Here is a 19,705-nt window from a genome sequence, read left to right on the forward strand (position 1 = left end):
TGATCGTTTTTGTTTTCTACATGATTTTCTGTAAATGCTCGAAAAACTCATTATATTTCTCTGTCTCTAATTCGGAAATGCGATCGATATTGAATTGGTTTAGTAATTCTTTAACTTCTTGACTTTTTTTAAACCTTATAAGAGAGTTAATCTTTTTTTTAATTTTATCGAATTTTATATTGTCGGTGAGTTTGTAGAAAGGCTCTAAAGGCGGGATATTTTTTTTATCCTCTTTCTTGTTTTCTTTTATACTTTCTTCTGTCGGTTCGTTTAAATCAACAGTATCTAAGAAATTTTTACCGCATTTTTTTAAAACTTTTAAGGCCTTTTCTCCAAATTCTATATTAATTTTTATATTTATTTCCATAACAAGACAATTTTTTAAGGTTTTTTCTAATTATACCTTCTGTGTTTATTTATAAAATCTTCAACCCACTGCTCGGTTATGACTCTTTTTTTTCTGATGTTACCCACCAAGAAAGTATCATCTAATCCTATTGTGCCCTTGTCTATCATTCGGTAAATGGTGCGGGCAGACAATGAAGTCCTCGCGCTCACTTCTTTTATGGTTAAGACATTCATAATAAATTTTATTACATTACTCGTTTTACGATGGTTTCATTTAATGAAGCAGAAACATTAAATTTTTTACCTGAATCGGAGGTGATTTGTCCGGCAATTGATCGGATTATAGAAGGTCGATAAAGAGGCTTCGGAAATTTCAAGGCTCCCCCCTCCACCTTTAGAGAGTTGATTGCACCTCGTATATTGATTTTTTCCATATATTTGTATGTAAGTAAGTTAATAAGTACAAATATACGCATATTTGCGTAACAAACAAACGAAATGCGTATAAATTTTACAAAAATGAGTATAATAATTGATAAAAGGCTGATTTTAAATAATATAAAAAATCATTTAGGTTTTAAAACACAATCGGATTTTGCAAAATTTCTAGGAATTGCCCCTACTACATTGTCTAGTTGGTACGCAAGAAATACTTTTGATATGAATTTGGTATACTCAAAATGCAGTTTTCTAAACACTAATTGGCTATTAACAGGAGAAGGAGAAATGCTAAAATCAAAAGTTTTAAATAACAACTTAGAGCCTGACGATAATTTTGAAGAAATTCAAGCTCTAACAGATATAGCATTTTACGATATACAACTTTCAGAAGAAAAACTAAAAAAAGCCAATAAAAGAATTGAATTACTGGAAGAGTTAGTAGAATCCTATAAACTTGAAATAAACGATCTTAAAAATGAGCTTTCAAAAGGCTCTAAAAAATAATACAATACCAAAGAAAGAAAATTAAAAATTTAATTCAGTTATTCAAGTTGTAGGACTTAATAACCGAATATATTTTATAGAAAATTCAAAGCATAAATCCAAAAAAGATCTGATTAAAGAAGATTGACATGTTTGACTTTTGAGTTAACACTCCCGTTTTTAATATTTTTAGCTCTTTTGACGAACTTTTTTATCAAAAACAACTAAGACTACCACTAGGGTAATTTAAGTGTCTTAAATAGCCTTATTTTATCTTTTCTTTTTTTTGGCGCAACTTTTTTTCTTTTCTCCCCTTCGTCCGATATCGGTAGTGAATACGAAACCGAGTCGGGTGAATTTTTTATTTCTTTTTTGACCTCACAGTCGTCCTCAATTTTTTTGTTTTTTTTATTATTTTTTTTTAATAAATGTCTTTGTCTTTGTCTTTGTCTTTCTTTACCATAAACAGAACTGGAACAAATCTCACTACTAACCTCGATACTAACCTCATCACAAACCTGTAAATTTTTTTTACAGGTTCGTTTACAGGTAAATGTAAAAAAATATATAATTTTTTAAAAAAGAACTCTTGTTTTTTATTTTATTTAATTTCTAAAAAATATCTTTATTACGTTTTTTTTTAAGTTATGTTGGTATTTTAAATAAGTAAAAGCAATTTGGAATACTAATATTATCGGAAGAAAAATAGAATTTTATAAGTTTGGAATATATTTAAAAATGAATTTTCAAAATATTTTTTCATGAAAATATAAGCACAAGATAATCAATCCACTTTTTGAAAAAATTTTTACAAAACATTAACCATTTGTTAACTTTTGATTATTAAATAGTTAGCTTTAATATTTTATATGGATAGTTTAATATATGATATTTAACATATGAATTTTATACCGTTTTTTTTATAATTTGCGTTTACACTAAGAACTTTAAAAAAAATGAATGAAAAGGAACTGCTTAAGATTATGTTGTACCTTAATAAAAAAGGCGTAATATCTAATGAAAAATTTAACTGGTTAAAAAATAATAATACATTAATCTTAGAACTTTTAATCTTTTCAATGGGTTACTATGAAAAGGTATTATCAAAAAATCAAAATTTTAATTTTCATGATTGGAAACTACTTGACACCTCCAAAATGTGTTGTTATTTTTTAAAAAATAGTTTTAAAAACCTTAATTAATACTTTTTGATACCAACAATTATAAGTAGTTGGTATTCAATTAATGTTCTAATTCCTCTCTCTCCGCAAAAATGAATCGTAATAATTTAGATAATAGATTATTACGATTTTTTTTGTAATAAGCAACATATAGATGTATATTTCATAAATTTTAAAAAATTATCTTTTAAACCTATTAAATTATTAGTACCTAATAAAAATTCTTACGTATAATAAATAACTCTGCTTGATTTCTATTGTATATTATGTATCTTATATCTTTAATCATATCTAACTAAATATAACCTTGCAATTGGAATAAGTTAATATACAAATTCAAAAAAATTAATTTTATTAAATATCTTTTAACTTCTTATACTTTTCTTAATTCAGCTACAAAGATTATCTGAGATATAATAACTAATACATAGAGTAAACGACCTAAATCACGTAATATCCATTTTAATCATCAAACAATATTTTCCTTACTTAAATTACTAATCACTTCTAGATAGTTTTTAGAATATTTACAAAGCGTTTATCTTTATCATAATTCTTTAAAGCAAAAACCATATAAAAAAAATTTTTCAAGTCATGGCAATACCTTTATATTATATAATTCAACCAATAAATTTTAGGTTTTTTTATCGGATTTTAATTATTTTTGCTAATATACTTTTGTTATTGATCTAGATACAGCACCTTAAAAAGTACATTATCAAGGGTGAAATATAAAAAAATAGAATATATGCTTAAATATAAATAAGAATCTCTAGCTTTTAATTAGGTATTAAAATAGCAACAGTATATTATAGAAAATTTCTAAAATTTTGAAAGTTACGGCTAAAGCTTTCATATCAATTATAGAAATTATATAATTAAATTTTATAGTTTCATATACTACAATATCAGTTTATTTATTAAGTATCTAAGAGATTAATAAATATTTATATTTCTCTGCTTCTTAGCTTATTATTTATTAATAATACTGTTCCCCTATTTAAAGGTGTAATGTAAGTACAACCCATATTTATATAAGTTTCTATTTAAAATATTAAATACTTTTAAATATTCTTGATTTTACTGAATTATATTTTTGATTTTTATATACTATATAAAACGGAAACTTAAAAAACTATAATGTTTTACATGATTTCAATCGATTTATTCTCTCGACTGAGAATTAATTCCGTTGGTTTGAGCTGTTTCTATAGCCCAAGCAATCGCATTTGCGGTAAAAATTGAATTATATATAGTATGAATAGGTCCTCCTATATTAACATTTCCATAATTAGGCTTGGGTATTGGATAATAAGGATATGTATAATCGTTAATTGTAACTTTATCTATTAACATAGGATATTTATAAGAACTTGCATCATTTCCATTCATTTTATTAGGATAATTAGTAAGTGACGAATTAAATCCCCCATCTCCAACAAATATTAAATTATATTTTTTATGTTTAAATGCAGAAATTCTTCCATCTTCAGTTCCTGAAAATATTTCAAGATCTTCTATAGGCAATGATTCTAAAACTGCTGTTTGACTAGTATCATCACCCCATTTTTTTCCTCGTATGTCTCCAAAAGGACCATTTAAAACAGAACTATCCGCATCTGTAAAATCCCATACAATACCATTTCCTTTTTGATCAGTATATAATGAGCCTTTGATCGGTAAATCAGGATATAAAGCTTTAAAAAAACGTTCTACACGACTTTGATCTTCTATAAAAAGAAGCACAATCCCTTTTCTTTTAAGATACTCTACATAAATTGGAGCTGATTTAAGCGTGATTTCAGATGTTTGCCCGGTAATAAGTATATCCGGTGGATTATCTCCCAGCAACAAATTTTCTAACTCTGTTTCTTTGGGAGAATCTAATATATTTTTATTATCAATCCATCCTTTAAATTTAACTATACTGTTTGGTGAAGGACCAAAATTTTCGGAACTGTTTACCATTAAAGATAAATTACCACCATATGGACCGGTTGACAAAGCATTATATACTCCCGCACCGGTAGCATATAATTTCACATAATCATAATAATAAGTCATGGGTACCGATGCTGAACAACTGGTTGATAATTCACTGTTAGAATATATAGTTAACTCTTTGGGTGAATAACCTTCCGGAATTCCATATCCTTGCAGCTTTACCGTTTGAGTTATTATATTATTATTGTTCTGCTGATCTCCTTCTAATGTTAAATTTTCAGTCTTAAAACCAATACCATCGACAATATTTGTATATAAAGATAATGGAGCTCCAATGTTTATCGGATTAAAACTTATGGTTACTTCAATATAATTATTTGGCGATAATTGAGATCCACTTGTATAAGATCCCTTTACGGATATAGAAGAACAATCTAAATTATATGCGGATTTCATTACCCGCTGTTTTACAACGACATTAAATTTACATGAATTACCTTCATTTATTTCCTGAGTTGTTAAAGTAAATTCATCTCCTGAATTATTTTCAGGGGTAAAATCTATAGGAGTACCATATCCCGGAATTTCAATTGTGTAAGTTCCTGTAGAAAGAAATTCTCCTGATTTAGAAAAAAAATACCTGTTATCCGGAGAAGAAACAGCATTAATTGTATAGGGCCCCGGTTTAGTAACATGTACCGTTACAGCGATTTTATTTTCCGAGGTAAGAGTTTCATCATTAACATAATTTCCTAACACTTTAATAGTGGAACAATCAATGCTGAAATCAGCATTTATCTTATTACCGCAAATACTTTTCCATCTCGCTTCGATCTTATTCCAGTAATTAAAGCAGTTTTCAGTAGTATTAAATATCAACAAACCATTTTTGCTAACAGCAGTATCAATTGAATCTCTTTGTTTCTGACTTAGTCTTGGTATTAAAATTCCCTTGTTATTTTTGGGGGAAGAGATATCTAACATCGTTTGGGGATCCGGAAATTCATTTCCAATTCCTACTTGCGCATTAAGTGTGTAAATAAATAGTAAGAAAATAATCAAATAGTTGAGTTTGCTCATAATCAAATTTTAGTAGTTATAGTATTATTATTAATTGGATTTTTTAAAATTATAAAATTTTTAACAATTAATTAGCCTTTTATACATAAAATTTTAAAGGTTTTTTAAAATACTTACATAAAAGTAATAAATTAATAATTACGTTCGTAAATTTTTTATCCTTTACTTCTTGATTGTTAAAACGTTAAATATTTAAATAATATCTATAAAAGAATTAGTGTAATTAAAATTTATAATGAACAAACATGTATAATTAAAAATCAATAGACTATTTATCGATTATTTAAAATCGATGAATTTTTTTAAATCTACTCTATAATATACCTATTAGATTTAGTCAGAAAATTTTTAAAACTTACCATCTATTCATTTCATTTTGCAGAATATATTGTGTTTTTTTAAAATATTATATTATTTAATATAAAAAATTCTAATTCAAATTTAGTATACATTATACTAAACCCAGATAAACTGCTACTAAATTTAAAATAGGTTGTATTTTTTATACCAAGTAAAAAGGATATTTTTAAATAGATGGAAGAACAATAATTTATTTTTCCATTAAGAAATTACAAATTTTATCAAATGTAAAGGTAAAACATTCATCAACTTCATCTGAGATTTCTTTTCCACAAGGAAATGGGTCTTCGTGAATATACGTATAAGGATAATCCATTAATTCAATTTTTACAGGAATATCTCTTGCCGTTCCTTGTAATGTATTCATAATTTCGTAGGAAGGGATCACTTCATCTTTAGCCAAAGTGATTACATAAAACTGATCGCTGATTTTTCTAAATGTTTCTTCCCTTTCTTTAATTAGGTTTTTATAACAAAGCATACTCCTGAAATTAGGCCCCTCCGGTTCAGTATACATATAGTGTCGAAGAACCTCGTCTCTTTTCATATGACTTTCCATATGTTCAACAATAAAGGAATATAATCCAACACCGGCTTCACTGTCCAAAATAAATTTGGAAACGGGTGTTAATCGGTTAAATACGGCACCTCCACAAAAAATGGCACATTTGGTATCTGAAAAATAACCGTTTCTGTTACTCATTTTTAAAACTTCAGCTAAAAAAGCACCTATGGAATAGGCAAAAAAGTCAATTTTAGCATCTTTATCAATTGCCGGATGTAGATCTTCTTTAATATCTTCAACAAAATCTATAACATCGTAATAAGATTGTAAACCCGACCAAATAAACCGTTGAGGTTTATTATTTATACGTGTACTTATTGCTACATTTGAAAGGCTGGAACATATAAGTATGGGAATTCTTTTTTTTCGTTCCTCACTTACCCGATACATTTCTCTGGAATTACTCCATAATAAGGGAGCTCTATTCATATGAAATGCCATTGGAAATAAAACAATAGCTTTTCCGGTTTTTTCTGCCAAATAGGTTGCCCAGGGTAAATACTTACTCCAATACTTTTCATTAAACCCATGAAATAGAATAATTATTTCTTTTGCCTTTTTTTCTTTTTTAGGCATTATTATATGATAACGAAACTCAATATTCTCGGATATATCTGCATCTTTTTTATTAAGCATCTTTTGTATGACATCCGGATCAAGATCGTTAATTGGATTACTTAAGAACTCATAATCATCATTATTACCTAAACCACCTGGAAGTATAAATCGATAATTTGATTTAAATGAAAAATTTCTTATAACCAAATTCTCGTCTATTTCAATTTCATCCGTTGTATAATTTTCAATTTTCTTTAAATAATTAAACAAGTCTAAATATTTCATTTATATGTTAAAATTTGTAGTTAGGTATTGACTCACAAATAATTATACTATTATTAGGTATTTTAGGCTACAATTATAATAATTTTTCTGAATATATATAGGATATAAACCCATATTTTTTCGGAATAATAAAGATAATTTAATCTTATTATTAAAAAAAATATTCGCAGATGATTCAATATTTTCTTAAAAACAAAAAATACATTATAAATATAAATTTAATTAATTAGTTAAATTATAATCATTTTTTTTGAATTAATTTTACAAATAATTAGCAATGGCATAAAATTTGATGTTAAATTATCCTTAATAATATGTTAATATATGCGTTCTTTTAATAAAACTCAGCTAAATAAATTAAAAAATAACTTATTAGAAGACTATATTTGCAAAAATTTTAATAATTAAATATTTTAAAATGTTTATAAATTCTAAAGGATGTTATATACCTACTAGGAGAGTTACTAATAGTTATTTTGCAAAACTTAATGATTTATCAGAAGATTGGTATTTTAAAAGGACCGGGATTTTAACCCGAGCCAGAGCTTCAGAAGAAGAAACTATAGACTACATGAGCATTAAAGCCGTTGAGGATGCTGTTAAAAATTTGCCCTACGACATTAGTGAAGTGGATTTAATTGTATTTGCTTCTTATACACCCAATGATACGGTGGGAACTACAGCTCATATTGTTCAAAAAGAGTTTAACATCAACAATGCCAAAGCTTTTTATATATCTTCTGCTTGTTCATCTGCCATCAATGGTATGGAAATTATTAATTCTTTTTTTAAAAGCAAAATATCTTCAAAAGCATTATTAATAAGTGCTGATAGAAATTCCAGCTATTCCGATGACAAAGACATTCAATCCGGACATTTATGGGGAGATGCTGCCGTTGCTCTATTTTTTTCTTCAGAACCTATGCGTCCAAATGAAGCTGAAGTTTTAGATATTAATACGCTTGGTCTTGGTAATATAGGCTATGGACCTAAAGCGGTTACTATGGAGCCTAAAAATGGTTTACATATGCCTTATGGTAAAGATGTATTTACTCAAGCGTGTATATATTTAACAAAGCTAACAGATGCTATAATCAAGAAAAATGGTTATACGATATCTGATCTAACTTATTTTATCGGTCATCAAGCAAATAAAAGAATTTTAAATAATGTATGTCATGAATTAGGGTTAGCTGAAAGTAAATCGCTGACAAATGTAGAAGAATTAGGCAATACAGGGTGTGCAAGTGCCCCTTTAGTTTTTGCTCAGAATTATAATATTTTTAAAAAAGGTGATCTTGTATGTCTTTCCGTTTTTGGAGGTGGCTATTCTTGCGGTACATGCTTAATTAAATTTAATTAACAAACTAACTGATATTAATTTTTAAGTTCTTACCATTTCAAATTTCATTGCTATAAGAATCAAAAAATTTTAATATCTTGTTTATTCAGAATGTATTATAATACATTCTTAAAATTTTATTTTGCTAATTTTTAACTATACAAAATGTAAACTTTTGTATAGCCGGGTATTGTTTTTTATAATTTTAAAGTTTTGCTCTTTATTAATAAATAGCTCTATGAGTTCTAGTAAGAAATAATTTTAAAACACATATCTATAAACATAATGTAGTGTATAAATCCGTTTCGGTAATTGATTGAAATCAAGCTTAAAGATTTACAAAACTTATAGAGATCTTTTTATATAATTTAAATAATCATCTTTTGTTAGTTACTTCATAAGTAAGATTAACTAATTATCTGTATACTTTTATAAAAGACATTAGCAATTATATGTGTATTTTCAATTAAATAGCAAACTAATTTTGATAAATACTAAACAAAATCATTATTGGACGATAATGCAAATATTTATTTTTAATAAAATTCTATGAAATTAGTATAAATATTATTTTTTACTCTTTGGATTTTTCAAATGCCTTACAAATTACTTGATGAATCAAAGGCATATACTCATCCATATGAGAAATGGCATGTATATCATCCAATTCCAACACCTTTAAAGATTCACCAAATACTTTTTTATAATATTCCGGATAAAGAACTTCATCATTTTTAGAGATAATAAGGTGTATATTTTTGTTTAAAATGTTTTCAGAAGTAGCCGAAAATATTTTTTCTTTCATTTCGGGAGGTATGCGTTTTTGATCTTTGATTTGTTCCGAAGAAAAAACAGGATTAGTCATAACATAATGAATATCATTAAAGAAATTTACTAAATTCCAAGTAAGATTTGCCCCCATACTGTCTGCCATAATAATTTTATCCCCTTTATCCTCTTCGAAAATTTTTGCTTTTTCTTTTAAAAATTTGGGAATGTCCATAAATTCATCCCATTCCCAATATATAAGGCTAAATTCTTTACTATTGCGATAAAAATTTTGTAAGCAATTGAATTTTTTTCCTGAAGTTTGATATCCGTGAAGAAAATATATTTTTTTCATTTGTAATTTTAGCTTGTCTAGTAGCTATTTAGATAATTATATTTATATAGATCAGTGCAATATCATTTACAAGCTTAATAATCTTATAAACTTCTCTATTAGTTCATTATAAATTTCATTAAGCTTTTACCCTATTTAAAAATTGACACCTGTAAACCTAATCAAATTTATTAAATTTGTCAATAATATAAAATTAAAAATTATATTATAACATTTATCGTAACTTAAACAGAAATTATCTAAAAAGAACTCATTGTATAAGAAGTTATTTAGTCAGACATTAATATATGGATTAAGCAATGTTTTAGTCCGAGTATTTCCATTTATCCTTACCCCAATGTTAGTACGAGCTTTTGGTCCGTCTAAATATTCAATATATGCTGATTTTTACTCAGCCGCGGGGATACTTTCTGTTTTACTTACCCATGGAATGGAAACTACTTTCTTTCGTTTTTTTCAAAAATTTAAAGACCACGAAAAAAGACAAAATGCAGTTTATTTTACTTCATTTACCTCTGTTTGCATTGTTTCTCTCTTATTCTTAGTGTTTGGCATACTTGCCAGACACCCGTTAGCCTCAGCATTTAAACACCCTGATGAGGTAATTTTTTTAGTATGGTTTCTATTTATTCTTGCTGCTGATGCTATTTCAGCTGTTCCTTTTGCAAAACTCAGGATTCAAAACAAATCTTTATATTTTGCTTCTTTAAAAATACTGAATTCAGTAACCATGTTCTTTTCCACAATTATATTAATATTTTGGATTCCTAAACAAATTGAAAATGGTGGAATTGGTGCTGTTTTTTTTAGTAAGATTTACAATTTTGATTACGGAATAGGTTATGCTTTTGCTGCAAACTTATTTGCAAGTATTATTACATTTCTTGCTTTAATTCCTACCATGCTTGATGGTAAATATGCTTTTGAATTTTCTTTATGGAAAAAGATGTTAAAATATGCGTGGCCAATTACCATTGCCGGTCTAGCCGGAATTATTAATGAAACTATGGATCGACAATTTATTAAATATCTACTTCCGGAAGGCATTGCCGAAGTTCAAATGGGTATTTACAGCGCTGTATACAAAATTGCTACTTTTATAACGTTGTTTAAGACTGCTTACCTGTTGGGTGTTGAACCTTTCTTTTTTTCTCACGCTGACGACAAAAATTCAGGAAAAACGTATGCTACTTTAATGAAGTATTATGCTATATTTAGTGCCTTCATTTTATTAATCTTAGTAGCCAATTTAGATTGGATCGGTCGTCTTTATATTAGAAACACCGACTACTGGAGCGGCTTCCAGGTTGTGCCTGTTTTATTAATAGGGTCTACATTTCTGGGAATATATCTCAATTTATCCATTTGGTATAAATTATCTGACAATACTCATTATGGTGCTATTATATCAGGAATTGGCGCATTCATAACTGTTATTTTAAATTTTATTGGATTGAAATATACAGATCTTGGCTATTGGGCGTGTGCGATTGCAACTTTTGTGTCATACTTAACCATGATGCTTATATCCTATTTTTGGGGCCAAAAAGAGTATCCTATACCCTACAATTATCGAAAACTGATTTTTTATATAGGCGGAAGTTCATTGTTAAGCTTTATTGCCTATTATTGCAGCAATCGCATGGCTGTGAGAATTGGGGTTGGTAATATTTTATTTTTTATTTTCTTATACCTTACTTTAAAAATTGAATATAAGGATGTACAAATTTTTAGAAAAAAACTTGTACAACTGAAAAAACGCAAAAAGAACTAATTTCAGTAGTTTTACTACATTCAAATTTTTTATTTTTTAGTAAAATAGTTACAATTATTATCAAATACTCATCTTTCTATAGCCCTATTATCTCATATATACTAGCGAACAACCTTAATTGTTTATGATACATTTTTAAAAGGCATACAATTTTAAATTTAAAAATTAATTTTTTTTATTTTATATCATTATGATTAATAATTAAAATTTTATAAAATAAATTTATAATTTATATTTATTGTATAGCCGCTTATTCAACGTACAATAACCATAGAATAATTAAATAAATATATTTATTTATTCTATTAATTATAATAATTAAATATATAAATAAATATTTATTGTAGCATATTAAAATAAATTTACTATATTTGCATTAATATTTATTTTATCTTATAATTATAATTTTGAGCATTCACAGATAGATATTCTTTCTATGCTGTGAAAACAAATAAAGCGGTCATAATATGGCCGCTTTAAATTTTTAAAAAGTTAAATGCTGTGCTCAATTGTAATAAATCATGCATATTATAATAAAATCTAATCAAAATTAAATTTCCTTACCAGGTCATCAATGGTAACAGTTAAATTTTTTCTATGTACTAATAGTCTTACTTGATCATCAATATTTGGAAATTCAAAGGGAATTAATCCTAAATATGTTTTTCTTATTTTAAGAATCCATTCAGCAATTGAACTTATATCATTATTAAATTTACTCGAGATCATTTATTTTGAATTACTTTTTATTTACTATCTTTATTGTATAACAAATAAAATTAGCATGGTACTATCAAGACAAAGTTTATTTCGCAAAATAGATAATTCACCATTGATCGTATTCCGTATACTATTTGGATTTTTGCTATTGGCGGAAACTTGGGGAGCAATTTTAACAGGTTGGGTAAACATCAATTTAATTACTCCTAAAGTCTTTTTCCCGTTTATAGGTTTTAATTGGTTACACCCTCTACCGGGATATGGTATGTATCTATATTTTATTTGTTTAGGTATATTGGGACTTTTGGTTATGATGGGTTATAGATATCGTTTAAGTCTTTTATGTTTTACTATTTTATGGACGGCTCAATATTTAATGCAAAAAACAGCTTATAATAATCATTATTATTTTTTAATTCTAATATGTATTATTATGCTCTTTTTACCTGCGAATGCTTATTATTCTTTGGACTCAAGAAGAAATAAAAATATAAGATCTTTGACCATGCCTCAATGGTGCGCATTCGTTTTATTATTTCAAATATCCATTTTATATTTTTTTGCGTGTGTTGCTAAACTTTATCCTGATTGGATAGATGGAACTTTTACGCGTTTATTATATTCCAATAAAACAAATATCCCTTTGATCGGCCCATTTTTCACCCAAAAATGGTTTTATATTTCTATAGCTTATCTTGGAATTTTATTTGACGGATTGGTTGTTCCTTTAATGCTTTGGAAAAAAACCCGAACGTTAGCCTTACTTGCCTGTTTAATTTTTCATCTTGCTAATTCGTTTATTCTAAACGTAGGAATTTTCCCCTATTTTGCCTTAAGCTTTACCGTTTTTTTCTATCCTCCGGAAACCATCCGTAAAATATTTTTCAAAAAGCGCCCAAATCTTTCTTTCGAAGAAAATAAATATGATTACTCTAATAAAAAAACGGTTTATTTTCTCTTAGTAATTTATTTCACTATTCAACTGATTATACCTATACGTCATTATTTCATTAAAGGAAATGTATTTTGGACTGAAGAGGGGCATCGGTTAAGTTGGAGAATGATGCTGAGACAGCGTAATGGGTCAACACATTTTACAGTTATTGATAAAAAAACTAAAAAAATTCTGCCGTTTCATATGCAGGATATATTTACTGATAAACAAATACTTAGAATCAATTGTTACCCTGATTTTATATGGCAAGCGGCTCAATATATAAAAGAGGATTTCAAATTGCGTCATAAAGATGTAGAAATTTATGCCGATACTCAAGTATCCGTAAATGCTCATCCCTATAAGAGGTTTATTGACCCAAAAATTGATTTAGCAGATGTAAGCTGGGATTATTTTAAACATTCCGATTGGATTCTTTTATACGATGATTACAGAAAATAGATTATTTATTAAATTTAACAGATTAGTGATAAATTAAATTGATGCTGCTACTTGTATTGTTTAATATTGTAAGAATAAATTAAATCATATCATTACTTTTTTTGAGATACTATAATCCCAAAAACACCCATTATTATGAGGAGAATACCAACTAACATCATTGAGGAAAAGGGTTCTGAAAACACTACTACTCCTATAATAACAGCGGTAATGGGCTCAAATGCGCCTAAAACTGAGGTAAGAGTAGATCCTATTCTTCTAACCGCCTCAACTAAAGTTATAATTGATACTATGGTGGGAATTAAAGCTAATAACGTTATATTTAGAACACATGAAGTATCTTTTACCGGAAACCATTGAAAAGAACCGGTCAATAAACAGAATATAAGAAGATAAACCACGCCAATAACTTGAATATAAAAGGTATATCTAAGCACCGGCATATCTTTTACCGTTGATTTAACGGATAATACCAGGAAAAATGCATAAAATATTGCTGCCGAAAGAGCAAACACAATTCCTTTGAAATTGATGTGACCTATTCCTTCCCCCAAAGATAAAAGGGCAACACCAACAACAGCCAATAGTATTGATATAAAACCTTTAACGGAAATTTTTTCACGAAAAAAGATTCCCATAATGATGGTAACAAAAACAGGATATAAAAAATGGACGGTAGTGGTTACTCCTCCTCCTAAATACGTATAGGATAGAAAGAAAAAGAGTGAACAAGTATTGCAAAGTAAACTTAGAACTGTTAATGCTTTAAATTCTTTCAAGGAAACTGAAAAATGTACTTTTTTTATTTTCATCAGTATTGCGACAGCAATACATGCCAATAAAAATCGATAAAACAACACAGTATCAAAATTCAATCCTTTTTTCATTAAAGGAATGCTAAATAAAGGAATTAATCCATAGGTCATGGATGAAATAATTGCGCTCAATGATCCTTTAAAAAAGGATCCTTTTCCATATTTTCCAACCAGTGCTTTTGACTTTCTTGGTAAGCGTAATAATATATACCTTGCTGCCCTCATTTTTAGTGCAAAATTTGCTGCAAATGTATTTCTTATATTTCACAAAAAAAACTAGATTATTTAAAAATTGATCTTAAGTGCATTAAATTATCAATTTTAAGTTAATAATCATGCTTACAACTAATTATTCAAAAAAAATACAGATATAATCTTGATATTTCAAAATGATTTAAATTTTTCACTAATCAAAATCAACTTATCATTTACTTTTCTAATCCAATAATTCACTTTTATTTTTATTTTATTAATATTGGATTTATTTTTTATATATATTTGATAAAAAAGAATCCAATTGTATGAAATGGAAAAAGATTTCATTAGGATTAATTTCTCTCTTTATTCTGGGAGTTGTACTTAACTTCGGAATTAATAGTTGGATTAAAAACAGTTTACCTGATTTCATTTCTAAAAGAAATGATACACCCTATAATTTTAATTATTCTGACGTTACTTATTCGCTCCTCCAGGGAGAAATGAACATAAGTGATATCAATATTGCTCCCAAGTCCAATAAAAAGGGCACTTATACCATCAAAGTAAAGAAAATAGTAATACACGGGGTAAAATTTATACGATTTTTACTATTTAAAGATTTAGCGGCAGATCTTATCGAAATTGACCAACCGGATATCATTTGTAAACAATATGCCGATTCATTAAATCACAAAAATAATTTAGTAAAATACAAGCTGGGAAATTCAATTCAAATTGGAAAATTTGAAATTAATAAAGGAAATTTAGCTCTTTACGACAAGGCAGACGGAGCTAAAAAAGCATCTTTACGAAATCTAAACCTTCATCTTTCCGGGGTATTATGGGATATGGTGGATAATGAAAAACGTATACCGCTTACTTACGATAAAGTAAAATTAGATGTATCGGATATTTTTTATCAGCTCGATGAAATTCACCAATTACAATTAAAAAAGTTTAAGTTTACCAACGGATTTCTTGAAACCAATCAAATACTTTTATATCCGAATATATCCGAAGAGAATTTTAAAACCGGAAATTATTTTCAAAAAACTTTACTTTCTATAGAGGTCCCGACCGCAAAGGTCAAAAATTTAGATTGGGGATATGATAAAAACGGTTACTTTTATCTTAAAACCTCTAAAATTGAAGTTGATTCCACTCATATCGCAATCATTGAAAAAAATTCAAATTCAAAACCTAAAAACATTACGGAGCATATAGACCGTATAATCCCTTTTAATTTGAGTATTGATACCATCCAAATACTTAAATCGAAATTAAATTTCAATAATCATTTAACAAGCAATAATGTAAATATCGAAATTCTAAAAATAATCAACAAGGTTAATGATAAAATCACCCTGGAACGTTTAAAATTATATGATAATTTTTTAATTATAAAACAACCTTATGAAACTAAATCAGCTAAAAACAATGCAGGCAAATTTACCTATTTATTCGACGATGTTCTTGAAATAAAAAATTTCATCATAGCTAATTCACATATACAATATTTCAATCGGGCTAATAACTCATTATTGGAAATGGGAAACATTAATTATTCGATTCATGATATTAATATCAATACGATATTTACTAATACAAAAAAATATATTCCTTTCTCCTACTCAAATTTTCAATTGGAAGCAAACCATATATTTTATACGGGATTTAAGTATTATAATTTCAAAATAGATAAAATGATTTTATCTGACAATAAATTTGAAGCAAAGAATTTAAACATTCTTCCTACTATATCTCCACAAAAATTTGCAGCACAAAAAGTAAGCAAAAACCTCTATAAAATCCATATGGATCATATACTACTCCCGAAGATAAAGTGGGATTTGAATAACAATAAATTCAGTTTACAAGCTTCTTCTTTGATTATAAATGAAATGAAAGCTTCAATATTTCAAAATCCAAAAGTTAAAGTAAAATCAAAAAATATACATTTCAACACGTACTACCTGGATACAGAAATTCGTTTAGATACATTTTTAATCGGCAAATCCTCCACCCATCAATATAATGCGGCCAATACAACACTCACTACATCAATAAAAGATTTAAAGCTTTCACTATACGACATTAAGGTAAAAGATTCATCCGATACCCATACCTTCGGTTTCCCTTTTTCTTTTTCAAAATTTAATATAACAGGTAAAAATATTTACCATGATATGGGATCTCATACGTTACAAATGAACCATCTGTTACTTACCCATACTTCCCTATATGCAAACACTATAAATATACGACCCAAAAAAAGTCAATTGAATTTTATGAAAAAAAAGGGTATTGATGCTTATACTGTGAATCTTTCCAAAATTGCAATTCCCAAAATAAATTGGGGTTCATTAGATAAACAAATAGATTTTATTGCTCCTAAAGTCATCGTTGAAAATATGCAAACCACTATCCATCAATACGACATTCCTGACAATGCTTACAAACCTGTTTACAAACCTTTTTTCAGCGAAAAACTAAGAAAATTAAAATTTAAGTTAAATATTAAAGAAATTCATTTTTATAATTCTTCCTTAACGTATGAAGAAGAATCCCTTACTAACAATATTGGAAAAATTTTCTTTACCAACATCAATGCAAAAATCAAAAATATTTCCGGTGGATATAATGTTTCTCATTTACCCGATGTAGTCATAGAATTTAAAAGTACTTTCATGAAATCCGGAAAACTATCTGCCAGTTGGAAATTTAATACATTAAATAAATCGGATAATTTTACCGTTAAAGGAAATTTATACGGACTTCCTGCCGATAAATTGAATCCATTTATAAAACCTTATTTACATATATCGGCAAACGGAGATATCCAAAAAGTTTCATTTAATTTTAATGGCAATAATACAGTTGGAAACGGTACATTCGGTATGAATTATAAAAATTTAAAAATCACCCTATATAAAAAGGATGGTGAAAGAGAAAAAAAATTCCTTTCTTCTCTAGCAAATCTTGCCTTAATAAAAAATTCAAAAGACTCCTTAAAAATGTCGAAAATTAAAAAAGTAGAAAGAAGTAAAGACAAATCATTTTTTAATTTTCTATGGAAACTAACGTTCAGTGGACTTAAAGAAACTTTATTGATTTTTTAATTACAATTTAAATCAATAATAAATAAGTTAAATTAAAAAAATCAAATATATCATAAATAGACATAAAAATACCATTAATTTAAAAATTTTTACATTAAAATATATAATGAAATTTTTTTACAGCAAAATAATTGATTTTTAGCAAATTTATCACCATTTATAAAATAATTATTCAAAATAAATACTATTTATAAAATTGAATATTTAATATTTAAAATAAGTTTTTATTATTTTTGAATTTTAAATATAATTTATTTGTTACAATATTAACATACAATTAGTTAAAATTAAATTTATATACATTAAAAATATCTAAACCTTAATTATTAATATTTTTTCAATGATAAATTAATTTACAGCTTAAAAAGAAATTGGTAAATATTATGTATTTAAAAAAAAATATTTTAACATAATGAATTCAAATAAATTAACTAAATATGAAACAGAAAATTTGGACTACCTTATTATTATTTTTTATAACTTATTATTTTTCTGCTCAAACTCAAGATCTAGCTAATTTAGCCGATGGAGAATTAGTCTACGGTCAGATTTTATACACTCAAGAAAGTAAAGTTTATGGATATATTTACTTTTTTGATCAAGGAAAAATAGATAAAGAAAATGAAAAAATAGAATATGTGATTCTTGATAAAAATCTTAATAAAGTTTCTAATAATACATTTACTAGAAAAATCAGCAGATTTGTAAAAAGAAAATATAGTGATTGTTCCCTTATCAATGATAATGAAATATTGATCAAATATAAACTTAACCATCCCGCATTTAGTTTAACAATCAATTCTTTCAATATACTCACTATTAAAAACAAAACAATTTCTCCCGAATATTGGTACAAAAACGGTAATATAGTTGAAATACCTAAAACTTTTAAAGAATATAGAAAAATGATGAAACACATAGATTATAGTGGAATATTTTATGTAGACCACAAACACAATTCTATTTTCATCATTGAAAAATCCTTTGTTAAATTCGGTTCAAACAAAAACATACGTTTCTACAATACTAAACTAGAACTATTATGGAGTTATGAATATAATCCTGTAGGAAAAGAGAATAATTTCAAACAACTTACAGTTCGTAGTATTTCAAATAACCTTATTTATTTGTTAGAATCCCAACATAACTCAAAATATCCCGAAGAATTTAAAATTGTTGCTTTAGATGCAACAAAAGGTGAAAAGAAATTTGAATATATTTTAGAAAATAATAAAAGTGAATATTCGCATACATTATATGTAAAGGAAGCTAATAAACAGCTCATATTAACCGGAAACTATTCCAAATACAGTAAAAAAACCGATTTTAATTTAGATAAAAATCTAGGATATTATAAAATAGTTTTAAATGAAACCGGAAAAGTGGTTTCAAAAAAATATACCCAATGGGATGAATTCAAAAGCAAAATTGATGTTGATAAAAACGGTAGAGTGGAAAGTAATTACCAACTGAGACCCATCCAATTTTTTATATTTAATGATGGATCTATATCAATTTTAACTGAAAAATACAAACCCGCAAAAGAAGGTGTTTATTTACCAATCCCTATTCTTGGTGATATAACAAAATTAGCCACCACATCTAGGCAAAAAACAACTGATTTTATCCTTTTTAATATGGACGCTTCATTTAATAATAAATCAATTTCTACCATACATAAAGAGCTTTCAAAAGGATACATTTCAGATTATTTATTCTCCCAATATATCAAAAATGACCAGGGAGTTGCTTTCTTTTTTATAGATTATTTAAAATCTGATAAAACATGGATATTAGGAGTCAATACTATTATTGATGGAAAACTAAAAGAAGAAACTATAACCATCTATTCCAAAGAAGATAAGTTTACTATTTTACCAATGGTAGCTAAAGAAGGCTATATAATGTTAAGGGAGTATAATGAAAAAGACAAATATAATCAGATACGATTAGAGAAAATTAATTATTAAAAT

15 protein-coding genes are annotated in these 19,705 nt (G+C 26.8%); 7 read left to right on the forward strand and 8 right to left on the reverse strand.

Going from position 1 to position 19,705, the window contains the following annotated elements; all coding sequences use genetic code 11:
- Positions 1-16: 16 nt before the first annotated feature.
- The 3 genes from GFV01_RS01990 to GFV01_RS02000 are packed head-to-tail and all read right to left on the reverse strand — an operon-like array spanning position 17 to position 782.
- Entirely contained in the window at positions 17-367 is a 351-nt protein-coding gene (locus tag GFV01_RS01990) for a hypothetical protein (RefSeq protein WP_160564436.1), read from the reverse strand.
- A 26-nt stretch (positions 368-393) separates the two neighbouring features.
- Positions 394-582: a helix-turn-helix domain-containing protein gene (locus GFV01_RS01995; RefSeq protein WP_160543274.1), complete on the reverse strand. Its 189-nt coding sequence runs from the start codon at positions 580-582 to the stop codon at positions 394-396.
- An 11-nt stretch (positions 583-593) separates the two neighbouring features.
- The gene (locus GFV01_RS02000) at positions 594-782 is read right to left on the reverse strand and encodes a hypothetical protein (protein WP_160564438.1); all 189 of its coding nucleotides are present in this window, start codon (positions 780-782) and stop codon (positions 594-596) included.
- Between the two features lie 85 nt (positions 783-867).
- Here GFV01_RS02000 and GFV01_RS02005 point away from each other — a divergent pair, with 85 nt between their 5' ends.
- Entirely contained in the window at positions 868-1,293 is a 426-nt protein-coding gene (locus GFV01_RS02005; protein WP_160564440.1) for a helix-turn-helix domain-containing protein, read from the forward strand.
- A 935-nt stretch (positions 1,294-2,228) separates the two neighbouring features.
- Positions 2,229-2,474 (forward strand): hypothetical protein, encoded by a 246-nt coding sequence (locus GFV01_RS02010; protein WP_160564442.1) that lies wholly within the window; start codon positions 2,229-2,231, stop codon positions 2,472-2,474.
- A 1,143-nt stretch (positions 2,475-3,617) separates the two neighbouring features.
- Here GFV01_RS02010 and GFV01_RS02015 read toward each other — a convergent pair.
- Both GFV01_RS02015 and GFV01_RS02020 read right to left on the reverse strand, forming a co-directional pair.
- The gene (locus GFV01_RS02015; RefSeq protein ID WP_160564444.1) at positions 3,618-5,477 is read right to left on the reverse strand and encodes a hypothetical protein; all 1,860 of its coding nucleotides are present in this window, start codon (positions 5,475-5,477) and stop codon (positions 3,618-3,620) included.
- Between the two features lie 550 nt (positions 5,478-6,027).
- A complete protein-coding gene (locus tag GFV01_RS02020) occupies positions 6,028-7,245 on the reverse strand; it encodes a DUF6051 family protein (protein WP_160557054.1) in 1,218 nt (405 codons plus the stop codon).
- A 418-nt stretch (positions 7,246-7,663) separates the two neighbouring features.
- Here GFV01_RS02020 and GFV01_RS02025 point away from each other — a divergent pair, with 418 nt between their 5' ends.
- On the forward strand, positions 7,664-8,608 hold the full coding sequence (locus tag GFV01_RS02025) for a 3-oxoacyl-ACP synthase III family protein (protein WP_160557053.1): 945 nt from the start codon (positions 7,664-7,666) through the stop codon (positions 8,606-8,608).
- Between the two features lie 553 nt (positions 8,609-9,161).
- On the opposite strand, the gene GFV01_RS02030 is transcribed toward GFV01_RS02025, so the two are convergent.
- Positions 9,162-9,710 carry a hypothetical protein gene (locus GFV01_RS02030; protein WP_160564446.1) on the reverse strand — a complete coding sequence of 183 codons (549 nt, stop codon included), beginning with the start codon at positions 9,708-9,710 and terminating at the stop codon, positions 9,162-9,164.
- Between the two features lie 253 nt (positions 9,711-9,963).
- Here GFV01_RS02030 and GFV01_RS02035 point away from each other — a divergent pair, with 253 nt between their 5' ends.
- Positions 9,964-11,484 carry a lipopolysaccharide biosynthesis protein gene (locus GFV01_RS02035; protein WP_160564447.1) on the forward strand — a complete coding sequence of 507 codons (1,521 nt, stop codon included), beginning with the start codon at positions 9,964-9,966 and terminating at the stop codon, positions 11,482-11,484.
- A gap of 540 nt (positions 11,485-12,024) precedes the next feature.
- Here the strand turns inward: GFV01_RS02035 and GFV01_RS02040 are convergent.
- Positions 12,025-12,213: a hypothetical protein gene (locus GFV01_RS02040; protein ID WP_160564449.1), complete on the reverse strand. Its 189-nt coding sequence runs from the start codon at positions 12,211-12,213 to the stop codon at positions 12,025-12,027.
- Between the two features lie 55 nt (positions 12,214-12,268).
- Between GFV01_RS02040 and GFV01_RS02045 the strand changes: the two genes are divergently transcribed.
- Entirely contained in the window at positions 12,269-13,600 is a 1,332-nt protein-coding gene (locus GFV01_RS02045; RefSeq protein ID WP_160564451.1) for an HTTM domain-containing protein, read from the forward strand.
- Between the two features lie 92 nt (positions 13,601-13,692).
- On the opposite strand, the gene GFV01_RS02050 is transcribed toward GFV01_RS02045, so the two are convergent.
- On the reverse strand, positions 13,693-14,640 hold the full coding sequence (locus GFV01_RS02050) for a DMT family transporter (protein ID WP_160557048.1): 948 nt from the start codon (positions 14,638-14,640) through the stop codon (positions 13,693-13,695).
- A 296-nt stretch (positions 14,641-14,936) separates the two neighbouring features.
- On the opposite strand from GFV01_RS02050, the gene GFV01_RS02055 reads away from it, so the two are divergent.
- Both GFV01_RS02055 and GFV01_RS02060 read left to right on the forward strand, forming a co-directional pair.
- Positions 14,937-17,732 (forward strand): hypothetical protein, encoded by a 2,796-nt coding sequence (locus tag GFV01_RS02055; protein WP_160564453.1) that lies wholly within the window; start codon positions 14,937-14,939, stop codon positions 17,730-17,732.
- A gap of 437 nt (positions 17,733-18,169) precedes the next feature.
- Positions 18,170-19,702 (forward strand): DUF6770 family protein, encoded by a 1,533-nt coding sequence (locus GFV01_RS02060; RefSeq protein ID WP_160564455.1) that lies wholly within the window; start codon positions 18,170-18,172, stop codon positions 19,700-19,702.
- Positions 19,703-19,705: the final 3 nt, after the last annotated feature.

Origin of the sequence: Apibacter sp. B2912 (assembly GCF_009827835.1) — a bacterium.
In the GTDB taxonomy this organism is placed as follows: Bacteria; Bacteroidota; Bacteroidia; order Flavobacteriales; family Weeksellaceae; genus Apibacter.